Annotated in this window: 22 protein-coding genes and 1 pseudogene; 19 read left to right on the top strand and 4 right to left on the bottom strand. The window is 66.6% G+C overall.

All coding sequences use genetic code 11. From position 1 onward, the window contains the following. The 18 genes and pseudogenes from VNJ47_09330 to VNJ47_09245 form a co-directional block, all read left to right on the top strand. Positions 1-284, top strand: a 284-nt coding sequence (locus VNJ47_09330) for a 23S rRNA (uracil(1939)-C(5))-methyltransferase (GenBank protein ID HXG29034.1), incomplete at its 5' end; no start/stop codon positions are given. Next, positions 281-760, top strand: coding sequence for a L,D-transpeptidase (locus VNJ47_09325; protein HXG29033.1), 480 nt, complete (start codon positions 281-283; stop codon positions 758-760). The genes VNJ47_09330 and VNJ47_09325, both read left to right, overlap by 4 nt. 15 nt (positions 761-775) lie before the next feature. Next, positions 776-1,807: a beta-N-acetylhexosaminidase gene (gene nagZ / locus VNJ47_09320; GenBank protein HXG29032.1), complete on the top strand. Its 1,032-nt coding sequence runs from the start codon at positions 776-778 to the stop codon at positions 1,805-1,807. Positions 1,808-1,815: 8 nt separating this feature from the next. Continuing rightward, complete coding sequence (locus tag VNJ47_09315; protein HXG29031.1) at positions 1,816-2,391, top strand: hypoxanthine-guanine phosphoribosyltransferase; 576 nt, start codon at positions 1,816-1,818, stop codon at positions 2,389-2,391. Positions 2,392-2,393: 2 nt separating this feature from the next. Beyond that, complete coding sequence (locus VNJ47_09310) at positions 2,394-3,140, top strand: S-methyl-5'-thioinosine phosphorylase (GenBank protein ID HXG29030.1); 747 nt, start codon at positions 2,394-2,396, stop codon at positions 3,138-3,140. Between the two features lie 160 nt (positions 3,141-3,300). After that, entirely contained in the window at positions 3,301-5,847 is a 2,547-nt protein-coding gene (gene gyrA, locus VNJ47_09305) for a DNA gyrase subunit A (GenBank protein HXG29029.1), read from the top strand. A 107-nt stretch (positions 5,848-5,954) separates the two neighbouring features. Then, positions 5,955-7,040 carry a 3-phosphoserine/phosphohydroxythreonine transaminase gene (gene serC, locus VNJ47_09300; GenBank protein ID HXG29028.1) on the top strand — a complete coding sequence of 362 codons (1,086 nt, stop codon included), beginning with the start codon at positions 5,955-5,957 and terminating at the stop codon, positions 7,038-7,040. Between the two features lie 107 nt (positions 7,041-7,147). Next, complete coding sequence (locus VNJ47_09295; protein HXG29027.1) at positions 7,148-8,314, top strand: phosphoglycerate dehydrogenase; 1,167 nt, start codon at positions 7,148-7,150, stop codon at positions 8,312-8,314. A 13-nt stretch (positions 8,315-8,327) separates the two neighbouring features. Continuing rightward, complete coding sequence (pheA, locus tag VNJ47_09290; protein HXG29026.1) at positions 8,328-9,410, top strand: prephenate dehydratase; 1,083 nt, start codon at positions 8,328-8,330, stop codon at positions 9,408-9,410. Positions 9,411-9,416: 6 nt separating this feature from the next. Next, positions 9,417-10,532 carry a histidinol-phosphate transaminase gene (gene hisC, locus VNJ47_09285; GenBank protein HXG29025.1) on the top strand — a complete coding sequence of 372 codons (1,116 nt, stop codon included), beginning with the start codon at positions 9,417-9,419 and terminating at the stop codon, positions 10,530-10,532. 57 nt (positions 10,533-10,589) lie between these two features. After that, on the top strand, positions 10,590-11,495 hold the full coding sequence (locus VNJ47_09280; GenBank protein HXG29024.1) for a prephenate dehydrogenase/arogenate dehydrogenase family protein: 906 nt from the start codon (positions 10,590-10,592) through the stop codon (positions 11,493-11,495). Continuing rightward, the gene (gene aroA, locus VNJ47_09275; protein ID HXG29023.1) at positions 11,492-12,796 is read left to right on the top strand and encodes a 3-phosphoshikimate 1-carboxyvinyltransferase; all 1,305 of its coding nucleotides are present in this window, start codon (positions 11,492-11,494) and stop codon (positions 12,794-12,796) included. Before VNJ47_09280 ends, aroA begins: the two co-directional genes overlap by 4 nt. Then, a complete protein-coding gene (gene cmk, locus VNJ47_09270; GenBank protein ID HXG29022.1) occupies positions 12,793-13,485 on the top strand; it encodes a (d)CMP kinase in 693 nt (230 codons plus the stop codon). Before aroA ends, cmk begins: the two co-directional genes overlap by 4 nt. Before the next feature lie 118 nt (positions 13,486-13,603). Further along, entirely contained in the window at positions 13,604-15,280 is a 1,677-nt protein-coding gene (gene rpsA, locus VNJ47_09265) for a 30S ribosomal protein S1 (protein HXG29021.1), read from the top strand. A gap of 129 nt (positions 15,281-15,409) precedes the next feature. After that, positions 15,410-15,730, top strand: a pseudogene (locus VNJ47_09260) (integration host factor subunit beta). A gap of 86 nt (positions 15,731-15,816) precedes the next feature. After that, entirely contained in the window at positions 15,817-16,107 is a 291-nt protein-coding gene (locus tag VNJ47_09255) for a lipopolysaccharide assembly protein LapA domain-containing protein (protein HXG29020.1), read from the top strand. 7 nt (positions 16,108-16,114) lie between these two features. Next, entirely contained in the window at positions 16,115-17,272 is a 1,158-nt protein-coding gene (lapB, locus tag VNJ47_09250; protein HXG29019.1) for a lipopolysaccharide assembly protein LapB, read from the top strand. Positions 17,273-17,323: 51 nt separating this feature from the next. Next, positions 17,324-18,286, top strand: coding sequence for an NAD-dependent epimerase/dehydratase family protein (locus VNJ47_09245; GenBank protein HXG29018.1), 963 nt, complete (start codon positions 17,324-17,326; stop codon positions 18,284-18,286). Positions 18,287-18,291: 5 nt separating this feature from the next. Here the strand turns inward: VNJ47_09245 and VNJ47_09240 are convergent, their stop codons facing one another. The 4 genes from VNJ47_09240 to VNJ47_09225 form a co-directional block, all read right to left on the bottom strand. Further along, positions 18,292-19,749 (bottom strand): M48 family metalloprotease, encoded by a 1,458-nt coding sequence (locus VNJ47_09240; protein HXG29017.1) that lies wholly within the window; start codon positions 19,747-19,749, stop codon positions 18,292-18,294. A gap of 68 nt (positions 19,750-19,817) precedes the next feature. Continuing rightward, a complete protein-coding gene (locus tag VNJ47_09235; GenBank protein ID HXG29016.1) occupies positions 19,818-21,221 on the bottom strand; it encodes a PhoH family protein in 1,404 nt (467 codons plus the stop codon). Then, positions 21,222-21,686 (bottom strand): peroxiredoxin, encoded by a 465-nt coding sequence (locus tag VNJ47_09230; GenBank protein ID HXG29015.1) that lies wholly within the window; start codon positions 21,684-21,686, stop codon positions 21,222-21,224. Between the two features lie 17 nt (positions 21,687-21,703). Next, positions 21,704-22,243, bottom strand: a complete 540-nt coding sequence (locus VNJ47_09225; GenBank protein ID HXG29014.1) for an ACT domain-containing protein — start codon at positions 22,241-22,243, stop codon at positions 21,704-21,706. Between the two features lie 175 nt (positions 22,244-22,418). Here VNJ47_09225 and dapA point away from each other — a divergent pair. Next, positions 22,419-23,209: 4-hydroxy-tetrahydrodipicolinate synthase (dapA, locus tag VNJ47_09220; protein HXG29013.1), on the top strand; the 791-nt coding region annotated here is incomplete at its 3' end.

Genomic DNA, 23,209 nt, shown 5'->3' with positions numbered 1-23,209 from the left:
TGGCCGACCTCACGGCACCGCCAGCCGATGCCAGCTGGCTGGCGGCGGACTACGATGCGGTGCTGGTGGACCCGCCGCGCACGGGCGCGCGCGAGGCGCTGCCCGCGGTGGCCGCGCGCCGGCCGCGGCGCATCCTGTACGTGTCCTGCCATCCGGGCACGCTGGCGCGCGACGCCGGCCTGCTGGTGCGCGGGCACGGCTACCGTTTGCGCGCCGCCGGTATCATGGATATGTTTCCGCACACCAGCCATGTGGAATCCATGGCCCTGTTCGAGGCCGGATGAAGCGCATCGACATCAATCTCGGCACGCAGACGCTCCGGCTCTACGACGGCGATGCGATCGAGCGCGAGTACCCCGTCTCCACCGCCTACAACGGCCCCGGCGAGCAGCTGGGTAGCGGCTGCACACCGCGCGGCCGGCACATCATCCGCGCCATGATCGGGCGCGACATGCCGATCAATACGGTCTTCGTCGGCCGGCGCCCGACGGGCGAGGTCTATACGCCCGCCTTGCGCGAGAAACACCCCAACCGTGACTGGATCCTCACGCGCATCCTGTGGCTGTCCGGCTGTGAGCCCGGTTTCAACCGCCTGGGCAACGTGGACACGATGCGGCGCTACATCTACATCCACGGCTCGCCCGACGACGTTAGAATGGGCATCCCGGGCTCGCACGGCTGCGTGCGTATGCACAACCTCAACGTGCTGGACCTGTTCGAGCGCGTGCGGCCGGGTACGCCGGTCAACATCATCGAGTAATCCCCCGAGCACCGCATGACGCACAGCTTCCTGGGCCCGCTGATGGTGGACGTGGCGGGCAAGACGCTCACGCCCGAGGACTGCGAGGTCCTCCGCCACCCGCAGGTCGGTGGCGTGATCCTGTTCACGCGCAACTTCGAGAATGCCGGACAACTGCGGGGGCTGGTGCAGGCCATCCGTGCGCTGCGTGAGCCGCAGCTGCTGGTGGCCGTGGATTACGAGGGCGGGCGCGTGCAGCGCTTCCGCCACCAGGGCTTCACCGTGCTGCCGCCGGCGCGCGTCTTCGGACGCTTGTACGAACGCGATGCCGAACGGGCCAGGAATATGGCCCATGTCTGCGGTTGGATGATCGGGCTGGAGCTGCGCGCGGTCGGCGTGGACCTGTGCTTTGCGCCGGTACTGGATCTGGCCGCTGGCGTCAGCGCCGTGATCGGCGACCGCGCCTTTCATGCCGACCCTGCCGTAGTGACCGATCTGGGCTCGGCTTTCATGCACGGCTTGCGTGATGCCGGCATGGCCGCGACCGGCAAGCATTTCCCCGGGCATGGGCGCGTGGTGGAGGATTCGCACGAGCAGCTGCCGGTGGACGACAGGCCGCTCGAGCAGATCCGCAGCGAGGACATGGTCCCGTTCCGCGAGTTGATCCGCCAGGGCCTGCCCTCGGTCATGATGGCGCATATCCGCTTCTCGCAGGTGGACGCACGGCCGGCCAGCCTGTCGTCGTTCTGGATCCGGGACGAGCTGCGCGGGCGGCTGGGCTTTACGGGTGCGGTGTTCTGTGACGATCTCAGCATGGGCGGTGCCGCGGCGATGGGCGGTTATCCCGAGCGCGCAGGGCTGGCGCTGGACGCCGGCTGCGATATGCTGCCGGTGTGCAACAACCGCGCAGCCGTGCTTGAGCTGCTGGACGCGCTCGACGCGGCACCGGATGCCGCCGCGACCGCGCGCCTGGAACGCCTGCGTGCCGAGCCCGGGCGCGAACTGGCGGAAATCCAGTCCCTGCAGGCCTGGCGCCACGCCCGCGACCGTCTGACCGTATTGACTTGAAGAAGCTTATGCCCAAGAACGAGCAGACCGCCGAAACGCCCGCAGCCCATGCGCTGGCCGTGCTGGGCGAGGCCGACCGACTGTTTACAGCCGCCGAGGTGTCTGTCGCTTACGACCGGCTGGCGTCGGAGATCGGGGCGCGGCTGAACGGCAGCAACCCGCTGGTGCTGTGCGTGATGATCGGCGGCATGGTGCCGACGGTGGAAATCCTGCGTCGCCTCGAGTGGCCTTATGAGCTGGACTACCTGCACGCGACACGCTACCAAGGCGAGACGCGTGGCAGCTCGATCGTCTGGAAGGTCAGTCCCTCGACCCGCCTGGAGGGGCGCACGGTTCTGATCATCGACGACATCCTCGACGAGGGCCATACGCTGGCCGCGATCCAGAAGGCGGTGCGTGCGCAGGGCGTGGCTGCGCTCTATACCGCCGTGCTGGCCGAAAAGCGGCATGCGCGCCGCCATCCCGAGGCGCGGGCCGATTTCATCGGCCTGACGGTGCCGGACCGCTATGTGTTCGGCGGCGGCATGGACTACCGCAACTTCCTGCGCTTCGCGCCGGGCATTTACGCCGTCAAGGGCCTGTAGCCGTGACGCTGCACTTCGCCGTGATCGGCGGCACCGGCCTGGATCGGCTGCCGGGTCTGCAGATCACCGAGCGCCGCACGATACGGACGCCGTACGGCGAGCCGTCCGGGCCGGTCAGCGTCGGCGAGCTGCACGGCCACCGGCTGGCCTTCCTGGCCCGGCACGGCGAGGACCATCGCATCCCGCCGCACAAGGTCAATTACCGCGCGAATCTCTGGGCACTGCACCGCATCGGCGTGAAACGCGTGATGGCGGTGGCCGCGGTGGGCGGTATCACGCCCGATATGCGGCCAGCGCGGCTGGTGTTCCCCGACCAGGTCATCGACTACACCTGGGGTCGCGAGCACAGCTTCGCGGATGGCAGCACCGAGCATGTGCAGCACGTGGATTTTACCCATCCGTATAGTCCGGCATTGCGCGAGCGTTTCATCGCCGCAGCGCGCGCGCTCGGGCTCGACGCAGTGGAGCAGGGCGTTTATGGCGCCACCCAGGGGCCGCGGCTGGAGAGCATCGCCGAGATCCGGCGCATGGCCCGCGACGGTTGCGACATCGTCGGCATGACCGGTATGCCCGAGGCCGGACTGGCGCGCGAGCTCGGGCTGGACTATGCCTGCTGCGCGGTGGTGGTGAACTGGGCGGCCGGGTTGGGCTCCGGCGACATCCACGCCGAGATCGCCGACTGCATCGAGCAGGGCATGGCCGGTGTGCGCCGACTGCTCGAAAAACTGATCCCCCAGCTGGCGGTTTGAGCCCCGATTCCGAGGCGTGCAGGGACTACGGCGAGCCGTGTCCCTGTGGTATGATTTTGCACTTTAACGGGGCGCATTTTTGCGCCCCGTCCAGTGTTCCAAAACCTTACAAAAACAGGGGGTTTTGCGGGGTATCGCCCCCAAGCCCACGGGCCGAATAATGGCTGACGACGTCGCCAAGGAAATCCTGCAGATCAATCTCGAAGACGAGATGCGGCAGTCCTATCTGGATTACGCCATGAGCGTGATCGTGGGACGCGCCCTGCCGGACGTGCGCGACGGCCTGAAGCCCGTGCACCGGCGCGTGCTGTACGCCATGCGCGAGCTGGGCAACGACTGGAACAAACCGTACAAGAAATCCGCGCGCATCGTCGGCGACGTCATCGGCAAATACCACCCGCACGGCGACACGGCGGTGTACGACACCATGGTGCGCATGGCGCAGCCGTTTTCGATGCGCTACCTGCTGGTGGACGGGCAGGGCAATTTCGGCTCGGTGGACGGCGATGCACCGGCGGCCATGCGCTACACCGAGGTGCGCATGTCGAGGCTGGCGCACGAGCTGCTGGCCGACATCGACAAAGAAACGGTCGACTTCGTCCCCAACTATGACGAATCCGAACTGGAACCGGCGGTGCTGCCGGCGTTGGTGCCAAATCTGCTGATCAACGGCAGCGCCGGTATCGCGGTGGGCATGGCCACCAACATCCCGACGCACAACCTGGGAGAGGTGGTCAACGCCTGTGTGGCGCTCATCGACAACCCGCAGATCGACATTCCGGGCCTGATGCAGCATATTCCGGGGCCGGATTTCCCCACTGCCGGCCTGATCAGCGGGGCCCGCGGCATTCTCGAGGCCTATCACACCGGGCGCGGCCGCATCGTGCTGCGCGGCCGCACGCACTTCGAGGACGTCGGCCAGGACAAGCAGGCCATCATCGTCACCGAGCTGCCTTACCAGGTGAACAAGGCGCGCCTGCTCGAGCGCATGGCCGAGCTGGTGCGCGAGAAGAAGCTCGAGGGCATCACCGATCTGCGCGACGAGTCCGACAAGGACGGCATGCGCATATACATCGAGCTGCGCCGCGGCGAGAACGCCGAGGTGGTGCTCAACAACCTATACCAGCAAACCGCGCTGCAGAGCGTGTTCGGCATCAACATGGTCGCGCTGGATGACGGCCAGCCGAAGCTGCTCAACCTCAAACAACTGCTCGAGGCCTTCATCCGCCACCGCCGCGAGGTGGTCACACGCCGCACGCGCTTCGACCTCAAGAAGGCCCGTGCCCGCGCCCACGTGCTGGAAGGCCTGTCGGTGGCGCTGGCCAACATCGACGAGATGATCGCGCTGATCAAGTCCTCCGCCGGCCCGGCCGAGGCCAAGACAGGCCTGATGGCGCGCGTCTGGGCGCCGGGCCCGGTGACCGCCATGCTGGAGCGCGCCGGCGCCGAGGTCTCGCGCCCGCAGGACCTGGCGCCGGAGTACGGGCTCAAGCCCGACGGCTACCATCTGTCCGAGGAGCAGGCCCAGGCGATCCTGGACCTGCGCCTGCATCGCCTGACGGGGCTGGAGCAGGACAAGATCCACACCGAGTACCAGGAACTGCTGGCGCTGATCGGCCGCCTGCTGGAGATTCTGGGTTCCGACGCGCGCCTGATGCAGGTGATCCGCGAAGAACTGCTGGCGCTCAAGGAGCAGTATGGCGACGCCCGCCGCACCGAGATCCTGGACTCCCACGAGGACCTCGCGCTCGAGGATCTGATCACCCCGCAGGACGTAGTCGTCACGCTGTCGCACGAGGGCTATACCAAGTGGCAGCCGCTGGACGAGTACCGTGCGCAGCGTCGCGGCGGGCGTGGCAAGACCGCCGCCACCACCAAGGAAGAGGATTTCATCGAGAAGCTGTGGGTCACGCACACCCATGACACGCTGCTGTGCTTCTCCAGCCTGGGCAAGGTCTACTGGCTCAAGGTGTACCAGCTGCCGCAGGCCAGCCGCGGTTCGCGCGGCAAGCCGATCGTGAACCTGCTGCCGCTGGAGCAGGGCGAGCGCATCAGCGCAGTGCTGCCGATCAAGGAGTTCTCCGAAGGCCGGTATGTGTTCATGGCCACGCGTCTGGGCACGGTCAAGAAAACGCCGCTGGAGGAATTCTCGCGCCCGCGTGCCAGCGGCATCATTGCGCTCGACCTGCGCCAGGACGACCAGCTGGTGGGGGTCGCACTGACCGATGGCGACAGCGACGTCATGTTGTTCACCGACGCCGGCAAGGTGATCCGCTTCAAGGAGCGCGATGTGCGCCCCATGGGCCGTACGGCCTGTGGTGTGCGCGGCATCCAGCTGTCGGACGATGCCTCGGTCATCGACCTGGTGATCGTCGGAGACGGACACATCCTCACCGTCAGCGAGCGCGGCTACGGTAAGCGCTGCGAGATCGGCGAATACCCGGTACAGGGGCGCGGCGGGCAGGGCGTGCGCGCGCTGGATCTGACCGATAAGACCGGCAAGCTGGTCGCAGCCATCCAAGTGCAGAACGGCGACGAGATCATGCTGATCTCCAGCAGCGGCAGCCTGGTGCGCACCGGCGTCAATGAGATCTCGGTCATGGGCCGCAACACCCAGGGCGTGATGCTCAAACGCGTCGAGGAGGACGAGCGCCTGGTCGGCGTGGACCGCATCGCGGCCGAGGCCAACGGAGAAGCTGAAGAGTGAAAGTCCGCCAATCAATGCGAATAAGAACAAGATGATTTTCTCTTTTTCGAAGAAATTTTTACGTTCATTGGCGGACTTAAATTTCTTGGTCTTTTAAGGAATCACAGATGGCACGTGTCTATAACTTCAGCCCGGGGCCGGCGGCGCTGCCGGAGTCGGTTCTCACCCAGGCCGCCGCCGAGATGCTCGACTGGCGCGGCTCGGGCATGTCGGTGATGGAGATGAGTCACCGGGGCAAGGAATTCATCGAGATCGCTGCCGAGGCCGAGCGCGACCTGCGCGAGCTGATGAACGTGCCCGCCAGCTACAAGGTGCTGTTCCTGCAGGGCGGCGCCACCGGTCAGTTCGCCGCCGTGCCGATGAACCTGCTGCGCGGCAAGGCCGTGGCCGACTACGTGGTGACCGGCGACTGGTCGAAGAAGGCCGCCGCTGAGGCGAAGAAATACTGCCAGGTGAGCATCGCGGCCAGCGGCGAGTCGCGCAAGTTCATGGGCATCCCGCCGCAGTCCGAGTGGAAGCTGTCCAAGGATGCCGCCTACCTGCACTACACGCCGAACGAGACCATCAGCGGCGTCGAGTTCCACTGGGTGCCGGAGACCGGCAGTGTGCCGCTGGTCGCGGACATGTCCTCGACCATCCTGTCGCGGCCGGTGGACGTGACGAAGTTCGGGCTGATCTACGCCGGCGCGCAGAAAAACATCGGTCCCTCCGGCATCACGGTAGTGATCGTGCGCGAGGACCTGCTCGGCCAGGCACTGCCGCACACGCCGCAGGTCTGGGACTACGCGAAGCAGGCCGAGAACGACTCGATGCTCAACACGCCGCCGTGCTATGCCTGGTACATCTGCGGGCTGGTGTTCAAGCATCTCAAGGCCAGCGGTGGCGTCGCCGCCATGGCCGAGATCAACCGGCGCAAGGCGCAGAAGCTATACGACTACATCGACGGCTCCGGCGGCTTCTACCGCAACCCGGTCGAACGCGACGCGCGCTCGTGGATGAACGTGCCTTTCGTGCTCAAGGATGACAGGCTCGACGAACCGTTCCTCAAGGAGAGCAAGCAGGCCGGGCTGGTCCAGCTGAAGGGGCACCGTTCGGTCGGCGGCATGCGCGCCAGCATCTACAATGCCATGCCCGAAGCCGGCATCGATGCGCTGATCGCCTTCATGCAGGACTTTGCCAGGCGCTACGGCTAATCATTTTCCGTCATTCCGGCGGAAGCCGGAATCCAGTGACTCAAGGTCACTGAAGTTAAAGACACTGGACCCCGGCCTTCGCCGGGGTGACAAGAGGGATGAATCGAATGTTCAAGATTCAGACGCTGAACAACATCTCCGTGGTGGGGCTGGAGCGCCTGCCACGCGACCGCTACGAGGTTGCCTCCGAGATCCAGCACCCGGACGCGATTCTGGTGCGTTCGGCCGACATGCACAAGATGGAGATTCCGGCCACGGTCAAGGCCATCGGCCGCGCCGGCGCCGGGGTCAACAACATTCCAGTCGCCAGGATGAGCGAGCGCGGCATCCCGGTCTTCAACGCGCCGGGCGCCAATGCCAATGCGGTCAAGGAGCTGGTCGTGGCGGGGATGCTGATCGCCGCGCGCAACCTCATGCCTGCCTGGGATTTCGCCCGCAAGCTGGAGGGCAGCGACGAGGAACTGCACAAGAAAGTGGAGTCCGGCAAGAAGAACTTCGTCGGCTTCGAGCTGCCGGGCAAGATCCTGGGCGTGATCGGCTTGGGGGCCATCGGCGTCAAGGTGGCCAACGCCGCACTCGATCTCGGTATGCGCGTGCTCGGCTACGACCCCAGCATTACCGTACAGAATGCCTGGCGCCTGCACTCGGGCGTGGAGCAGGCCCTGTCGGTGGACGATCTACTGTCGCGCGCCGACTTCGTCAGTCTGCACGTGCCGCTGAACGACCACACGCGCGGAATGATCAACGCCGACCGCCTCAAGCTCATGAAGAAGGGCATGGTACTGCTGAACTTCTCGCGCGAAGGCATCATCGACGAGGCTGCGGTGCATGGTGCGCTGGAAGCCGGCAAGCTGCACGCCTACGTCTGCGATTTCCCGACCAACGCGCTCAAGAACCACCCGCGCGTGGTGGCGCTGCCGCACCTCGGCGCCTCGACCAGCGAGGCCGAGGACAACTGCGCCATCATGGTCGCCGAGCAGGTGCGCGACTTCCTGGAGAACGGCAACGTACGTAACTCGGTCAATTTCCCGGAGGCCGTCATGCCGCGCGTGGAGGGCGTGACGCGCCTGGCCATCGTCAACGCCAATGTGCCCAACATGGTCGGACAGATCTCGACCACGCTGGCCGGCTTCAACCTGAACATCGCCGACCTGCTGAACAAGTCACGCGGCGAGCTGGCCTACACCCTGGTGGACGTGGATTCCGCGGTGCCGGCCGAGGCGCTGACGCGCATCGCCGACATCAAGGGCGTACTCTCGGTACGGCAGGTGTGACGGGCTGACGGCCATGAGCGAGCGCGAACTCAAGGCGGCCCGCGACCGCATCGACGAACTGGACCGCGAGATCCAGTCGCGAATCAGCGAGCGCGCGCGCATCGCCCAGGAGATCGCCCGCATCAAGCAGAAACTGGGCGGCAACGGCGACCACTACCGCCCGGCGCGCGAGGCCGAGGTGCTGCGCAAGGTGGTCGAGCGTAACGAAGGGCCGCTACCCAACGAGACCATCGGCCGGCTCATGCGCGAGATCATGTCGGCCTGCCTGTCGTTGGAATCGCCGCTGACCGTGGCCTATCTCGGTCCCGAGGGCACCTACACCCAGGCTGCGGTCTACAAGCATTTCGGGCATTTCGTGACCGCACGTCCGTTGACCGCCATCGACGAAATCTTCCGCGAGGTCGAGGCTGGCAACGCGGATTACGGCGTCGTACCGGTGGAAAACTCCACCGAAGGCGTAGTCAGCCACACCCTGGACCTGTTCGTCGGCAGCACGCTGAAGGTCTGCGGCGAGGTGGCGCTGCCCGTGCATCATCACCTGCTGTCGCAGGCGTCCTCGCCGGGCGCCGTCAGGCGCGTTTACGGGCATGCCCAGTCGCTGGCGCAGTGCCGCAAGTGGCTGGATGGCAAACTTCCGAACGTGGTGCGCGTGGCCGTGGCCAGCAATGCCGAGGGCGCACGGCTGGCGGCCGCCGAGCCGGACGCCGCCGCGATCGCCGGCAAGGCGGCGGCCGAGCTGTACGGCCTGGCGACACTGGCCGCCAACATCGAGGACGAGCCGGACAACACCACGCGCTTCCTGGTGATCGGCCGCCAGAGCGTGCCCCCGACCGGCAGCGACATGACCTCGCTGCTGCTGTCGGTGCACAACCGACCGGGCGCGCTGCACGACCTGCTGACCCCGTTCGCCGAGGCCGGCGTGAACCTGACGCGCATCGAGTCGCGCCCCTCGCGCCGCGCCAAGTGGGACTACAACTTCTTCGTGGACATCGAAGGACACGTGGATGACGCCCGCGTGCAGGCCGTGCTCGAGCGCATCCAGGCCGAGGTGCCGTTCTTCAAGGTGCTGGGTTCCTACCCGCGTACCGTGATCTGAGGCGGCATGGCGCTGGCCTGCATCGCCCATGCGCTGCCCGGCATCCGCGGGCTGACGCCTTACCAGCCGGGCAAGCCCATCGAGGAACTGCAGCGCGAGCTCGGGCTGTCCGGCGTCATCAAGCTGGCCTCGAACGAGAACCCGCTGGGCGCCAGCCCGAAGGCGAAGGCGGCCGCCGAGGCTGCGCTGGGTGAACTGCAGCTCTACCCGGACGGCAGCGGCTTCCGCCTCAAACGCGCGCTCTCGGAGAAGCTGGGCGTCGGCCCCGGCCAGATCACCCTGGGCAATGGTTCCAACGAGATTCTGGAACTGCTGGCGCGCGTGTTCCTGGCGCCCGGCCGGTCGGCCTTGTTCTCGGAATACGCTTTCGCGGTCTACCCGATCGTGACCCAGGCCGTGGGTGCCGAGGCACGTCTTGCGCCGGCGCATGGCCCCGAACACGACATGCCGCTGGGCCATGACCTGGCCGCTTTCCGCGCACGCCTGGATACGAGCGTACGGCTGGTGTTCATCGCCAATCCCAACAATCCCACCGGAACCTGGCTGGCGCCGGAAGCCATCGCCGGTTTCCTGCGCAGCGTGCCGGACGACGTGGTGGTGGTGCTGGACGAGGCCTATTACGAGTACATGACGCCAGCCCTGCGCCCGGACAGCCTGGCCTTGCTCGCGCGCCATCCCAACCTGGTCATCACGCGTACCTTCTCCAAGGTATACGGCTTGGCCGCCTTGCGCGCCGGTTACTCGATCTCCCACCCGGAGATCGCGGATCTGCTCAACCGTGCGCGCCAGCCCTTCAACAGCAACAGCCTGGCCCTGGCGGCCGCCGAGGCGGCACTGGACGACGACGCGCATGTGCAGCGTTCGGTGGCCAACAACCGTGAGGGGTTACAGGCGCTGGCGGCAGGGCTGCAGGCCCTGGGGCTGCGCTGCCTGCCGTCGCAAGCCAACTTCCTCACATTCGACCTCGGCCGTCCGGCCACGGCCGCCTATGACGCGCTGCTGCGGCAGGGGGTCATCGTGCGCCCGCTGGTGCCTTACGCCATGCCGAACCACCTGCGCGTCACGGTCGGTACGCCGGTTGAAAACCAGCGTTTCCTCGCCGCGTTGCGGCAGGCGCTGTGACGCGCATGGGTTTATCATGTGCGCCCTTTACGGGTCGAATCCGGTGCGGACAGGGGCATGAGCGAAGCGGGTTTTCATATCGAGCGCCTGGCCGTGATTGGTGTGGGCCTGATCGGCGGCTCGCTCGCGCGCGCCCTGCGCCAGGCCGGCGTGGTGGGCGAGGTGGTGGGCTGCGGGCGCGACCCGGCGCACCTGCAGCGCGCGCAGGCACTGGGCGTGATCGACCGCCATACCCTCAGTCCGGTCGAGGCGGTACGCCAGGCCGATCTCGTGGTGCTGGCAGCGCCGGTCGGCGCGATGCAGGCCCTGTTCGAAGCCCTCCGCCCGGCACTGGCGCCGCAGGCCATCCTCACCGACGTCGGCAGCACCAAGCTCAGTGTCGTGGCTGCGGCCCGCGCCGCTTTCGATGCCGTGCCGCCGGGATTCGTACCCGCCCATCCGATCGCCGGCACCGAGAAAACAGGCGTCGAGGCCTCGTTTCCGGAGCTGTTCCGCGAGCGCCGGGTCATCCTGACGCCGCTGGCGCAGACCGATCCCGCAGCCGTCGCGAAAGTGCGGGCGATGTGGGAGACCGCCGGCGCCCGCGTGACCGAGATGAGCCCGGAGCACCATGACCAGGTACTGGCCGCCACCAGTCACCTGCCGCATGTGCTGGCCTATGCCCTGGTCGATCATCTGGCGGCGATGGACGACCGCACCGAGATTTTCGCTTACGCGGCCGGTGGCTTTCGCGACTTCACCCGCATCGCGTCCAGCAGCCCGGAGATGTGGCGTGACATCGCCTGCGCCAACCGCGCGGCGCTGACGGCCGTCCTCGATGGCTACCTGCAGGACCTGCAGCAGCTGCGTACCGCGATTGCTGCCGGCGACGGCGAGACACTCCTGGCCGTCTTCCGGCGTGCCAAGCAGGCTCGCGATCGTCTGATCGAGCTTGCTGGCCCCAACGCGCGGGCCAGTGCATGAGCCCGGTCTACACGGTCGAGCCCGGCGGCCGCCTCGCCGGCCGCCTGCGCGTGCCGGGCGACAAGTCCATCTCGCACCGTGCCGTGATGCTGGGCGCGCTGGCGGAAGGGGCGACCGAGGTCAGCGGTTTTCTCCACGGCGAGGATTGCCTGCGCACCCTGCTGGCCTTTCGCGCCATGGGTGTCGCCATCGAGCAGCAGGATGCAACGACCCTGGCCATCCGCGGCGCAGGCCTGCACGGGCTCAAGCCGCCCGGCGGTGCGCTCGATCTCGGGAACTCCGGCACCTCCATGCGGCTGATGGCTGGCATTCTCGCTGGCCAGGCCTTCGATACGGTGCTGACCGGCGACGACTCGCTGCGCCGTCGGCCGATGCGGCGCGTGACGGCACCGCTGGCGCAGATGGGGGCGCGCATCGAGACGAGCGCACAGGGCACCGCGCCGTTGTACATCCACGGTGGCCAGCGCCTGCGCGGCATCGACTACGTCATGCCAGTGGCCAGTGCCCAGGTGAAGTCCTGCCTGTTGCTGGCCGGTCTGTATGCCGAGGGCGAGACTGCCGTGACCGAGCCCGCACCCAGCCGCGACCATACCGAGCGCATGCTGGCCGGGTTTGGTTACACCTTGCGACGCGCCGGCGGCCGTGTCAGCCTGCGTGGCGGCGGTCGGTTGCAGGGGTGCCCCGTGGCCGTGCCCGGCGACATCTCCTCGGCGGCGTTCTTCATGGTCGGCGCCGCCATCGTGCCGGGTAGCGAGCTGGTGATCGAGCACGTCGGTGTGAACCCGACCCGCACCGGCGTGATCGATATCCTGCGTCTGATGGGTGCCGAGATCACGCTGCTGGACGTGCGCGAGGCCGGCGGCGAGCCGGTGGCCGACCTGCGCATACGCGGCGGGGAATTGCGCGGCATCCGTATCCCCGAGGCGCTGGTACCGCTGGCGATCGATGAGTTTCCCGCAATATTCGTCGCGGCCGCCTGTGCCGAGGGCGAGACCGTGCTGACCGGCGCCGAGGAACTGCGGGTCAAGGAAAGCGACCGCATCGCGGTGATGGCCTCCGGTCTGCGTCGCTTGGGCATCGAAGCAGAGCCCACGCCGGACGGCATCCGTATCCGGGGCGGCGCGCTGGGCGGCGGCCGCATCGACTCGCATGGCGACCATCGCGTGGCCATGTCCTTTGCCATGGCGGCACTGCGGGCCGGCGCGCCGATCGTGATCGAGGACTGCGCCAACGTGAACACCTCCTTCCCCGGCTTTGCCGCGCTGGCGGCACAGGCCGGGCTCGGGCTGCGAGTGGCGTGACGCGGGCCCCCGTGATCTGCGTGGACGGGCCGAGCGGCTCCGGCAAGGGCACGCTGAGCCGCCGCCTGGCGCAACGCCTCGGCTGGCAACTGCTCGACAGCGGCGCGTTGTACCGCCTGACCGCGATTCTCGCCCTGCGCGCCGGGCTGGACCCGGCACGGCCGGAACAGTGTCGTGCCGCCGCCGCCTTGGCCCGCGGCATGCGCGCACAGTTCCTCAGCACGGCGACCGGGGACGAGAGAATAATCCTGGAAGATCAGGATGTTACCCAGCAGGTTCGCGACGAAGGCACGGGCGATGCGGCCTCGCGCTGGGCAGCCTTGCCAGAAATCCGGGAAGCCCTGCTGGATCGGCAGCGGGCCTTCCGTCAGCCGCCGGGGCTGGTGGCTGACGGCCGCGACATGGGGACAGTGGTTTTCCCCGATGCACCGCTCAAGATCTTCGTCAGCGCCAGCGCCGACGAGCGGGCGCGGCGTCGGGTCGCGCAGTTGAAGGGGTTGGGCCTGGATGCTAACATTGACAAGATTTACAGCGAGATAGCAGCGCGGGACGCGCGCGACCAGCAGCGTCAGCATTCACCGCTCATCCCCGCCGCCGACGCAGTGTTGCTCGATACCACCGCCCTGTCGCCCGAGGCGGTGCTCGACGAGGCGCTGCGCTTGGCCCGGGCGCGCGGCCTCGGCGCATGAATCCAAGGTGGCCCGGACGGGAAGTCCGGGCTTTTTGTTCGACAGCCCACGCGCAGCAGGATGCCGGCGGTGGAAAAGAGGCCGTCAAGGCCATCAACTTTCTGGAATGCAAAATCCCATGAGCGAGAGTTTCGCCGAACTGTTTGAGCAGAGTCTGGCTGGCCAGTCCATGCAGCCGGGTGCCATCGTCAAGGCGCGGGTACTGGAGGTCAAGCCCGATGTGGTGATCGTGGATGCCGGGCTGAAGTCCGAGGGCGTCATCCCCATCTCCGAATTCCCCAGCCAGAACGGCGAACCGGGCGTCAGGGTCGGCGACGAGATCGAGGTTGCGTTGGAAACCGTCGAGGACGGCTTCGGCGAGACCCGCCTGTCCAAGGAGAAGGCCGAGCGTATCCGCACCTGGGACGTACTGGAGCGCGCCTTCGAGAAGAAGGAAATCGTTACCGGCATCATCACCGGCAAGGTCAAGGGCGGCTTTACGGTCGACATCGGCAGCGTGCGCGCCTTCCTGCCCGGCTCGCTGGTGGACGTGCGCCCGGTACGCGACACCGCCTACCTCGAGGGCAAGCCGCTCGAGTTCAAGATCATCAAGCTCGACCGCCAGCGCAACAACGTCGTGGTCTCGCGCCGCGAGGTGCTGGAAGCCGAGTACAGCGCCGAGCGCAGCCTGCTGCTGGACAAGCTGCAGGAAGGCGTGGTGCTGCGCGGCGTGGTCAAGAACCTGGTCGAGTACGGCGCGTTCGTGGACCTGGGCGGCATCGACGGCCTGCTGCACATCACCGACATGTCCTGGAAGCGCGTCAAGGACCCCTCCGAGGTCGTGCACGTCGGCCAGGAGGTCGAGGTCAAGGTGCTCAAGTTCGACCGCGAGCGCACCCGCGTCTCGCTGGGCCTCAAGCAGCTGGGTGACGACCCCTGGGTGGCCATCTCGCGCCGTTATCCGGAGAACACACGCCTGTTCGGCAAGGTCACCAACATCACCGACTACGGCGCGTTCGTCGAGATCGAGCCAGGCGTTGAGGGTCTGGTGCACGTGTCCGAGATGGACTGGACCAACAAGAACGTTGCACCGTCCAAAGTGGTGCAGGTCGGCCAGGAAGTCGAGGTCATGGTGCTCGAGATCGACGAGGAGCGCCGCCGCATCTCGCTGGGTATGAAACAGTGCCTGCCCAATCCCTGGGAGGAGTTCGCGCAGAACCACCACAAGGGCGACCGTGTGAAGGGTGTGATCAAGTCCATCACCGACTTCGGCATCTTCATCGGGCTGCCGGGCAACATCGACGGCCTCGTGCACCTGTCCGACCTGTCCTGGAACGAGCCGGGCGAACAGGCGGTCCGCAACTACCAGAAGGGCCAGGAGATCGAGGCCGTGGTGCTGACCATCGAGCCGGAGCGCGAACGCATCGGCCTGGGCATCAAGCAGTTGGAGCAGGATCCGCTGTCCAACTTCATGGCCGCCAATCCCAAGGGCAGCCGTGTGAAGGGTATCGTCAAGGAAGTGGACGCACGCGGCGCCTCGGTGGATCTGGGGCACGGCGTGATGGGTTACATCCGTGCCTCCGACCTCAAGCGCGAGCGCGTGGAAGACGCCCGTACCGTGCTCAAAGAAGGCGAGGAGCTGGAGGCACTGTTCATCGGCGTCGATCGCAAGAACCGCGTCGTGAGCCTGTCGGTCAAGGCGCAGGAGATCCGCGACGAGGAAGAGGCGATCCAGGACTACAGCCGCAGCCAGCCGGTCGGCCGCGCCAGCCTGGGCGACATCCTCAAGGAGCACATCAAGCCGGGCGAAAAGTAGTCCCGGGCTAAAAACCCAAGCGAGTCATCGTGTTAAGCCCGGACCGCGCTTGCGCGGCCCGGGCTTTTGTATTAGTGTCCGAGTGGGGGAAAGGCAGCGGAAACAAACGATTACAGCCGTTGGCCTGCACGGGGGCATGGGAGTACCGAGATGACCAAGTCCGAACTCATCGACCGCCTCGCGCAACGGCAGACCTACCTGTCGCACAAGGACGTCGAGCTGGCGGTCAAGCTGCTGCTCGAGCACATCTGCCAGTCATTGGCTCAGGATGAACGCATCGAGATCCGCGGTTTCGGCAGCTTTTCCCTGCATCACCGGCCGCCACGCGTCGGACGCAATCCCAAGACCGGTGAGCCGGTCAACATCCCGCCCAAGCGTGTACCGCACTTCAAGCCGGGCAAGGAGATGCGGGAGCGCGTCAACAGCAGTACGCAAGCCATCACCGGCTGACGCAACCTTCCCGGTCTTTTCTCGGCGGCACCCAGGCGGCAAACTAGGCCGTCCGTGGAGGTTTCCGCTCACGCACCGGAGTCCGCATGCTGCGTCTGTTCCGTATCGCTCTCGTTGTGCTGGCACTCGGGCTGGGCATGGTCTTCGCCCTGCTCAACCACGAAAGGGTCACGATCGACCTGCTGTTCGACCAGTTCCAGCCGCCCCTGGTGGCGCTCCTGATCGTCAACCTGCTGCTGGGACTCGGTCTCGGGGCGCTCATTTACCTGCCACGCCTGGTGGCCCTGCGGCTGGAGCTGGAGCGCATGCGCAAGAAGTTGGCAGCCGCCGAGACGGAAATCCGTAACCTGCGCAACCTGCCCATCCAAGATGCCTGAGGCCGGTGTGCTGACCCTGTTGCTGCTGCCGGTGGCGGCAGCCACGGGATGGTATCTGGCGCGCCGCAGTGCAGGCGCTTCCGGTCGCGAGACTGCGGTCAACGCCGACTACCTGCGCGGCCTCGGGCATCTGGTGAACGAGGATGCCGACAAGGCCATCCAGGTGTTCACACGCCTGCTCGAAGTGGATCATGAGACGGTGGAGATCCATCTCGCCCTCGGCAACCTGTTCCGTCGTCAGGGCGAGGTCGATCGCGCGTTACGGATCCATCAGAACCTGGTGGCGCGTCCCAGTCTGGACGACCAGCATCGCAATCAGGCGCGCTATGAGCTGGCTCGCGATTACCTGCGTGCCGGCATGCTGGACCGCGCCGAAGACCTGTTCCAGGAACTGACGCAGCAACCGGCTTTCCGCGAGCAAGCGCTGGCCGGGCTGGTGGGCATTTATGAGCAGCAGCATGAGTGGGCGCAGGCGATTGCCGTCACACGCCAGCTGGAGGCAGCGCGCGGCCATTCACTGCGTGCGGTCATCGCCCAATACCAGTGTGAACTGGCCGATGAGGCGCGCAAACGCCGCGACTTCGTTCAGGCGCGACGGTATCTGCAAGAGGCCTATGCAGAATACCGCGAATGCGTGCGCGCGAGTCTCATGCAGGGCGAACTCGAGGAACAGCAGGGTAATTTCGAGGCCGCTGCCCGATCATACCGGCGCGTGGTCGAGCAGGACGTCGAGTTTGCCGGCGAGGTGATCGAGCCGCTGACACGCTGTTACGAACGCCTGGGCCGGTCACAGGCACTGCGTGAGTTTTTCGACCAGCTCACCGCACGCTACGACGGGCCTGCACCCCGCATCGCCATGGCCCGCCTGCTGGCACGCGAGGGCCGCCGGGCGGAGGCGCTCGCCTATCTGGCACAGGCACTGCAGGCACGGCCGAGCTGGATCGGGCTGGACCAGTTGCTGCAGCTGGCACCCCGCGCGCCGGAGCCCCTGCAATCGTCGCTGGAGGGACTGCGGGCGGCCCTCAAACGCGTGACCGAAGCCAGCCCGCGCTACCAGTGCAGCCACTGCGGCTTCCATGCACGTACGCTGTATTGGCACTGCCCGGGCTGCCGGCAGTGGAACAGCGTGACCCCGCTCAAGGACGTGGTCCCGAAGATCGTCTGACGCGGCACGGTGGCCGCGGGTTTATAGTAAGCCGATGCAGGGAGGGCAGGCATGGCTGTGGCCTTCGTGACCGGTGCGACGGGTTTTCTGGGACGTCATCTGCTTGGCGAGTTGCGGGGTGCCGGCTGGCGCGTCGTCGCCCTGCATCGGCCGGGTGCGGATGTGACAGGCCTAGACCAGCCCGGCATTGAATGGGTCGGCGCCGATCTCGGGGCCTGGAAGGACCTGCGCGATGTCATCCCAGCCCAGACCGACGCGGTGTTCCATGCGGCCTACAACACCAGTCTGTGGCATGGCGATGCCGAAGAGCAGACCCGGCTGAACGTCTTTGGCACGCGCAATATGGTGCGCGCAGCGCTCGATAAGCGGGTGCGGCGCTTCATCCACACCTCGAGCATCGTCGCCTACGGGCTGCACAGCGGCACCATTACCGAAGACACGCCATCACGTGCGTCGCGCTGCCGCATCAATCTGGTCCGATCGATGGCCCATGCCGAGCGCGAGGTGCGCCGCGGCCTGCGCCAGGGCCTGCAGGTGGTGATCCTGAATCCCGCCAACATGCTCGGTACCGGCGACCGGACCGCATGGGGTCGCATCGTGCAGCTGGTCCAGCAGCGGCGTATTGTCGGCGCGCCGCCCGGCGGCGGGTCCTTCTGCCATGTACGCGCCGTAGCGCAGGCGCATGTGCGGGCGGCCAGCCAGGGACGCATCGGCCACAATTACCTGCTCGGCGGGGTGGACCTGACCTACGTCGGTTTGCTGAAGCTGATCGGCGAGGCCCTCGGGCGCGCCACCTTATCGAAGCCGCTGCCCACCGGGTTGCTGCGCGGCTATGCTCGTACGCAGGAGCTGATATTCCCGTTGCTGGGGCGCAAGCCGTATGTGACCCGCGACATGATCGAGCTGCTGTCGGCGCATACCTACTGCAAGAGCCGCAAGGCGATGACGGAACTGGAATACCGGCCGGCGCCGCTCAAGGACATGATTCAGGACAGCGTGCGCGGGTTGCGCTGAGCGGCTCAGCGCGGGTTGGCGGCCTCGGTCGGGGCTTCGCGCCGGTAGGTTTCCAGCTGCGCACTGACGCGCGCCTTGTCGTTCGGGTTGATGTCGGGCAGGCGCAAGGCCGCCTCGAGCTGGTTCATGGCGGCGTTGTAATCGCCCTGCAGGTGATGGTATTCGGCCATACGGAACAGGGCCTCCGCCTTCCAGCCCAGGTCCTGGGCTGAAACCGCCAGCAGACGGTGCATATCGGGCAGGCTCCCACCCAGCGCGCCGTCTGCCGCCAGGATCACGCGGCGGGCATCGGCCGGGCGATTGAAGCGCAGCAGGGCCTCGGCGTAGGTGGCGGCGATCGGCAGGCTGCGCGGGAAACGCGTGTGGGCCTGCTCGAGTGTTTCGAGTGCCTGCCGGGGGGACTGGCCGGCCAGTTGCGCCCGCGCCAGCTCCAGGCGGAAATGCGGCTGGTCCGGCTGCTCTTTCAGCAGGGCTTCGAAGAGCTCGCGGGCGGCCTCCGGCCGGCCGGCGCGCAGTAGCGCCAGCCCCAGGCCATAACGGTCGGCCTCGATGCCGCCCCCCTCCTGCGTGCGCCCCTGGAAGTACACCAGCGCGTCGGTGACCTGGGCGCTGCTGAGCACGCGCAGCCGTGCCTGCATGAGTCTGTATTCGCGCTCGTCCGCCGGGGACACCGGCGCATAGCCGGCGGCGCGACTGCGGGCCTCGGTGATGCGGGTGATATTGACCGGATGGGTGCGCAGGATTTCCGGCAACGCATCGCCGTACAGCCGGGTCTGCTCCTCCATGCGCTGGAAGAAGCTGGCCATGCCGTTGGGGTCGTAGCCTGCGTTGGCGAGGATGCGTATGCCGACGCGGTCGGCCTCCAGTTCGTGCGAGCGGGTGAAATTGATCTGGCGCTGCTGGATACCGGAGATGCCGAGCGTCAGCGCGGCCTGCGCCAAATCGCCGCTGCCCCCGCTGGCGATCAGCGCCACCAGCAGCGCCGCCATGGTGGCGAGGTTGAGCGCCTGGGTGGCCTCGATCTGGCGCGCAATGTGGCGCTGGGTCACGTGCGCAATTTCGTGCGCCAGTACGCCGGCCAGCTCGCTCTCGTTCTGCGTGGTCAGCAATAGACCGGCGTTGATGCCGATGTAGCCGCCGGGCAGGGCAAAGGCGTTGATGCGATTGTCGCGGATGAAGAAAAACTCGAATCCGGACGGATTGGCGCCGCTATGAGCGGCCAACCGTCGCCCGGTCGCCATCAAATATTCGGCCAGCTGCGGATCGTCCAGGACATAACCCCCGCGGCGCAGCTGTCGCATCACGCTCGCGCCGAGCTTGGATTCTTCCAGTGGTGACAGGGCCTGGTCGGCCGGCTCACCCATGCTGGGCAGGTCGATGGCGGCTCGGGCCGTCGTGCTCACGACCAGGCAGCCGGCGAGCAGCAGCGCGATGCGGGAGCGGGTGCGGGAGACGGGGGTCACGAAGTGAATCCTGCGGGGAGTCTCTGCGTTTGGACAGCGCGCGCCCGGGTGCGTTCGCGGTGCCGCGCTCACAGGCGGGTGGAGGCGAAATCCGCCAGCCGCGAGCGCTCGCCGCGCGCCAGGGTCACATGGCCCGAATGCGGCCAGACACGGAAGCGGTCCACCACGTTGGTCAGGCCGGAGGTGGTTTCGGTGAGGTAGGGGGTGTCGATCTGATTCAGGTTGCCCAGGCAGACGATCTTGCTGCCGGGGCCGGCGCGCGTGATCAGGGTCTTCATCTGCTTGGGCGTGAGGTTCTGTGCCTCGTCGAGGATGAGGTAGCGATTCAGGAAGGTACGCCCGCGCATGAAATTCAGCGAGCGGATCTTGATGCGTTTGGACAGCAGCTCGTTGGTGGCGGCGCGCTCCCAGTCGCCGCCATCCAGGGTCTGGGTCAGTACCTCGAGGTTGTCCATCAGTGCACCCATCCAGGGCGTCATTTTTTCTTCCTCGGTACCGGGCAGAAAGCCGATGTCCTCGCCCACCGGCACGGTGATGCGGGTCATGATGATTTCGCGGTAGCGCTGCTCGTCCAGGCTTTGTGCCAAACCGGCCGCCAGCGCCAGCAGGGTCTTGCCGGTGCCGGCGGTGCCGAGCAGGGTGACCAGGTCGATGTCCGGGTCCAGCAGCAGGTTGAGCGCGAAATTCTGCTCGCGGTTGCGGGCATGCACGCCCCAGACCGAGCCCTTGCCCTGACGGTAGTCGCGGATCACCTCGAGCACCGCGCTGTCCCCGTCGATGCTGCGCACCATCAGTTCCAGCCCGGGGTCCTCGCCCTCGAAATACAGGAACTGGTTGGGCTGCCAGTCATGTCCCTTGATGCCCTGCAAGCGGTAGTAGCTGCGACCATGGTCTTGCCAGGATTCCATGCCCTTGGCATGCGCATCCCAGAAATCGGTCGCCAGCGGCGCATAGCCGCGGTACAGCAGGTCGAGGTCGTCCAGCACCTTGTCGCTGGAGTAGTCCTCTGCGTGAATGCCGACCACGGCGGCTTTGATGCGCAGGTTGATGTCCTTGGAGACCAGGGTCACGCGCCGGTCCGGGAATTGCGATTTCAGGGCCAGCGTGGTGACCAGGATGCTGTTGTCGGGCTTGCTGCCGGGCAGCACGTCCGGCAGCTGGACGTTGGACGGGCGCGTCTGGAAGAACAGCCGGCCGGTGGCCGGCAGCTTGACCCCGGATTCCGGACTGCGCAGCGTGCCGAGCGGGATCCCTTCGTCGATCTCGGCGTGCGTGCGGCTGCTCATCAGCTCGTCGAGGAAGCGGCTGACCTGGCGCACGTTGCGCGCGACTTCCGACAGCCCTTTCTTGGCGGCGTCCAGTTCCTCGAGCACCACCATGGGCAGGAAGATGTCGTGCTCCTGGAAGCGGAACAGGGCGCTGGGGTCGTGCATCAACACGTTGGTGTCGAGCACGAAGACTCGTTGACTCATTTACAGCGCCTTGACGGCTTCGAGCACCTCGGTCGCGTGCCCCTTGACCGTGACACCGCGCCATTCCTGGCGCAGCACGCCTTTGGCATCGATCAGGAAGGTGCTGCGCTGCACGCCCATGACCTTGCGTCCGTACATGTTCTTCTCCCGGATCACGTCGAACAGCTTGCAGACCTGTTCCTGAGTATCGGAGAGCAGCGGGAAGGGGAAGCCGTATTTCTCTTTGAAGGCTTCATGCGACTTGAGGCTGTCACGCGAGACGCCCAGGATTTCGGCGCCGGCCTTCTTGAACGCCGGGTACAGGTCGCGAAAGTCCTGGCCTTCCTGGGTACAGCCGGGCGTGTTGTCCTTGGGATAGAAGTAGATCACCAGTTTGCGGCCGGCGTAGTCGGACAGCGCGATGTCCTTGCCGCCGGTCGCCGGCAGGCTGAAATCCGGAATTTTCTTGCCGATGCTTACGCCCATGGACGCTCCTCGCCGTTTCAGGACTTGATGGGATCGAACAGGCCGTCGGCGTTCAGTTCGTCGCACAGGTCCATGAACGCATCGCGCAGGGCCTGGGGGTGCTGGTCCACGGGGACGTGCACCACCAGGTGCACGTTGCACATGTCCGCGCCGGTGTAGCCGGAGGCATAGTTCTGGGTCACGACCTCGCGTACGCGCACACCCTGCTCATCGAAGAACGCCAGCAGGTGGCTGAGCAGGTCGGTGCGTTGCGGCGCCACCACTTCCACCGCATACGGACGGAAGGTGTTCTGTGGTGCGGCGTTGGTGCAGCGCTGGATCTGGAGTTTCAGCGACAGCCGCTCGGCCATGGCCGGCAGCGCGGTTTCCAGCCGCCCGAGCGTGCTCCAGTTGCCGGCGACCACCAGGTTGGCGGCCAGGGAGGCGCCCATGTGCGCCAGCCGGCATTCGACGATTTCGCAGCCGCGTTCGAGAATGCTGCGCACCAGTTCGGTGACTTGACCCTCGCGCTCCGGTCCGAGGGCGATGAGGGCGAGCAGATTGCTGTTTTCGGGCATCGATTCGGGTTATCGGGGTGGACAGCAGGCACCGCGAGCCGGCGCCGGGACAGCGCAATGGTAGCATCCGCGGCGCGTGCAGGGCAGGGGTTCAGCGGCCGTTTGGTGAGGCATTTTTCTGTGTCGCGCCATGGCTTTGCGTTATACTTTGCGACTTTCGCGCGTGGAGAAACGCATGTTTGCCGGCAGCCTGGTGGCCTTGGTGACCCCGATGCAGGGGGATGGCCGTGTCGACTATGACAGCCTGCGCCGGCTGGTCGATTTCCATGTGCGCGAGGGCACCGACGGCATCGTGTCGGTGGGCACCACCGGCGAGTCGGCGACGCTGGATTTCGACGAGCACATCGAGGTGATCCGGCGCACGGTGGAATTCGCCGCCGGCCGCCTGCCGGTGATCGCCGGCACCGGCGCCAACGCCACCCGCGAAGCGATCGAGCTGACGCGCGCGGCCAAGGCTGCCGGCGCGCAGGCCTGCCTGCTGGTGACGCCGTACTACAACAAGCCGACCCAGGAGGGGCTTTACCGGCACTATCGCGCGGTGGCCGAGGCGGTGGACATCCCGCAAATCCTGTACAACGTGCCGGGCCGCACCGGCTGTGACATGCTGCCGGAGACCGTGCAACGCCTCGCCGGGACACCGAACATCGTCGGCCTGAAGGAGGCCAAGGGCGAGCTGCCGCGTATCCGCGAGCTGCTGGACCGCGTCGGCGAGCGCATGTATGTCTACAGCGGCGATGATGCCACCGCCTGCGAGTCGATCCTGATGGGTTGCAAGGGCGATATCTCGGTGACGGCGAACGTGGCGCCGCGGCTGATGCACGAGATGTGCGCGGCCGCCCTGGCCGGCGATCGCGCGCGTGCCGAGGCGCTCGACGCCCGGCTGCAGCCGCTGCACAAGAACCTGTTCTTGGAACCCAACCCCATTCCGGTGAAGTGGGCGTTGCAGCAGCTGGGCCTGATCCCGGA

It is taken from the genome of Nevskiales bacterium (genome assembly GCA_035574475.1).
GTDB lineage: Bacteria > Pseudomonadota > Gammaproteobacteria > Nevskiales > DATLYR01 > DATLYR01.
This window is presented reverse-complemented; position numbering and strand designations above follow the sequence as displayed.